The organism is Bacteroidota bacterium (genome assembly GCA_034439655.1).
Classification (GTDB): Bacteria; Bacteroidota; Bacteroidia; order UKL13-3; family UKL13-3; genus CANJUD01.
On sequence record JAWXAU010000077.1, the window covers coordinates 1 to 3,267 of the forward strand.

The window sequence follows — 3,267 nt, forward strand, 5'->3', positions numbered from 1 at the left end:
AACTACATCCCGAAAGCCCCGCTTAATCCCGATAATTATCGGGATGCGGGGGGATTAGTCCCTTTCTTTTGGACTATTATATATTGAGTGTCGGTATAAGTCCCACCAGATTTGCTCGATCCAATAGCGAGATTGTTTCGTACCCTGTCTTCCGACAGGCAGGCTCGCGAACCCGCTTCGGCAATGACGTTTTGTATATATAATCAGCCTTTTTTTCATGATAAAAATCAGGAATTGCAAACAATTAGCCATACTTGGCTTATTGTATGCTAAAAAGTCTACTACTATTCTCAGGATATATATTTGCGAAGCGAAAAACAATTATGAATTTAAATAATTTCACCATCAAAAGTCAAGAGGCAATTGCTAAAGCTCAGGAGCTTGCAACGGCCAATGGAAACCCTACCATCGAAACAGGACATATACTAAAAGGTATATTTATTGAAGACACGAATGCACTTCCTTTTATACTGAAAAAGCTCAATATGAATGTGTCGAGAATTACGCAAACAGTGGATGCAATGCTTACTAGTTACCCCAAAGTTAGTGGCGATGCAAATAATATATATTTGAGTAATACTGCACAACAAGCATTAACCAAAGCCCAAGCAGAAGCGACTTCCATGAAGGACGAATATGTATCTGTCGAGCATATATTATTAGGCATTTTGGCTGCTAAAGACCAAACATCGCAAATGCTGAAAGATGCGGGAGCCAATGAAAAAGATTTGAAAAAAGCTATCATAGAATTGCGTGGTGGAGAAACTATTAAAAATCAAAATGCAGAAGAAACTTATAATGCATTGAATAAATATGCACGTAACTTAAACGACCTTGCATCGGCTGGAAAGCTTGACCCTGTAATTGGTCGTGATGACGAGATTAGAAGAGTATTGCAAATATTATCGCGTCGCACCAAAAATAATCCTGTATTGATAGGCGAACCCGGTGTTGGAAAAACTGCTATTGCTGAAGGTCTTGCTCACAGAATCGTAAACGGTGATGTGCCCGAAAATTTGAAGAGCAAAAAAGTATTTAGTTTGGATATGGGCTCGCTGATTGCTGGTGCAAAATACAAAGGCGAATTTGAAGAAAGATTGAAAGCTGTTATTAAAGAAGTGATAAATAGTGATGGCGAAGTTGTATTATTTATTGATGAAATACATACACTAGTGGGAGCAGGGGCAGGAGGTGATAGTGCCATGGATGCAGCAAATATATTAAAACCAGCACTCGCCCGCGGAGAGTTGCGTGCCATTGGTGCAACTACTTTGGCCGAGTATCAAAAGTATATAGAAAAAGACAAAGCTTTGGAACGTCGTTTTCAAAAAGTATATGTTGATGAACCCAATACCGAAGATGCGATTGCCATACTTCGTGGACTAAAAGAACGCTATGAAGTACATCATAAAGTGCGTATCAAAGATGAAGCTATTATAGCTGCAGTGGAGTTTTCACAAAGATATATAAATGATCGTTTCTTGCCCGACAAAGCTATTGACTTGATAGATGAAGCCGCAGCAAAATTGCGAATAGAAATTGATTCTGTTCCCGAGGCATTGGACGAAATTGAACGTAGAATTATGCAATTGGAAATTGAGCGTGAAGCTATCAAACGGGAAGGCATGGAAGGCAAAGTAAATGATATAGCAAAAGAAATTGCAAACCTTAGCGACGAAAGAAATAGTATGAAAGCCAAATGGCAAAGTGAAAAAGCCGTGGTAGAAAGTATACAACAAAAGAAAGAAGAAATTGAACAACTAAAGCAGGAAGCCGACCAAGCAGAGCGTGCAGGAAATTATGGATTGGTGGCAGAGATTCGTTATGGTAGAATTAAAGATGCTGAAACTGCATTGATTAATTATCAAACGAAGTTGAGCACCGAAGATAACCCCATGGTGAAAGAAGAAGTTGATGCAGAAGATATAGCAGGTGTAGTGAGCCGTTGGACGGGAATTCCCGTTACACGCATGCTGCAAAGTGAAAAAGATAAACTATTACATTTGGAGGATGAATTACACAAACGTGTTGTAGGACAAGAGGAAGCAATCGCTGGTATAGCCGATGCGATTCGCAGAAGCAGAGCAGGATTAGGCGACCCTAAAAAACCTATTGGCTCATTTATATTTTTGGGCACGACAGGTGTTGGAAAAACAGAACTTGCAAAAGCATTGGCCGAATTTTTATTCAACCAAGATAGTGCCATGGTGCGAATTGATATGAGTGAATACCAAGAAAAACATACTGTATCCAGATTGATTGGAGCTCCTCCAGGCTATGTAGGTTACGAAGAAGGCGGGCAGTTGACCGAAGCTGTGAGACGTAGGCCTTTTAGTGTTGTATTATTAGACGAAATTGAAAAAGCACATCCCGATGTATTTAATATATTATTACAAGTTTTGGATGATGGACACTTAACAGATAATAAAGGCCGCACTGCCAATTTCAAAAATACGATTATAATAATGACCTCGAATATTGGAAGTCATATTATACAAGAGAATTATGAAAACTTTGATGAGGCAAATTCAGATGAAATTGAAGCCCGCACTAAAAATGAATTGATTACTTTGTTGCGTAAAACTATACGTCCCGAATTTCTGAATAGGATCGATGATATTATCATGTTCAAACCTTTAAATAGGAATGAAGTGCAACAAATTGTAGTATTACAATTCGGTATTATACAAAAGCAATTGAAGCAAATGGATATAGAATTGAATGCTACCATGGAAGCTTTAGAATGGCTATCAGAACTGGGCTTCGACCCAACGCTGGGAGCACGACCATTGAAAAGAGTGATACAGAAAAAAGTAATCAACGAACTGAGCAAACAAGTTTTGTCGGGTGCTATAACCAAAGACAGTAAAATATTGTTGAAGCTGGACGAGCATAAGCAGTTTGTGTTTGAGAATGAAGCGTAGTAGTCAGTAGTCAGTGGTCAGCCCGCCGCGGCGGGCAGTAGTTAGTGGTCAGTCCATTCGGCTGATTTTTTATTGAGAAGTGTTATAACAGAATGTAATAATTTTAGAGAAGGACAAGAGCGTGGCACTGAGGAGCTAAATGCGGACTTTACAGAGGAAGAACTGGTAAGAAAAAAGTAAATTATCAAACTAAAAAAATGATTAAAAAAAGCCTTGGAATTATATCAAAATTCTAATACCAATACTTAAACTAAAATAGTTCTCCGCCTGTGGCGGATTTGGTTTGTAGAATGGTAATACCGAACTACATCCCGAAAGCCCCGCTTAATCCCGATAATTATCG

At 38.9% G+C, this 3,267-nt stretch carries 1 protein-coding gene; it reads left to right on the forward strand.

Going from position 1 to position 3,267, the window contains the following annotated elements; genetic code table 11:
* The first annotated feature begins 323 nt into the window (after positions 1-323).
* Positions 324-2,924 (forward strand): ATP-dependent chaperone ClpB, encoded by a 2,601-nt coding sequence (gene clpB / locus SGJ10_04895; GenBank protein ID MDZ4757461.1) that lies wholly within the window; start codon positions 324-326, stop codon positions 2,922-2,924.
* Positions 2,925-3,267 lie beyond the last annotated feature (343 nt).

Coding starts and splice junctions, on each gene's coding strand:
- clpB (MDZ4757461.1), top strand. CDS start 324: ATGAATTTAAATAATTTCACCATCAAAAGTCAAGAGGCAATTGCTAAA.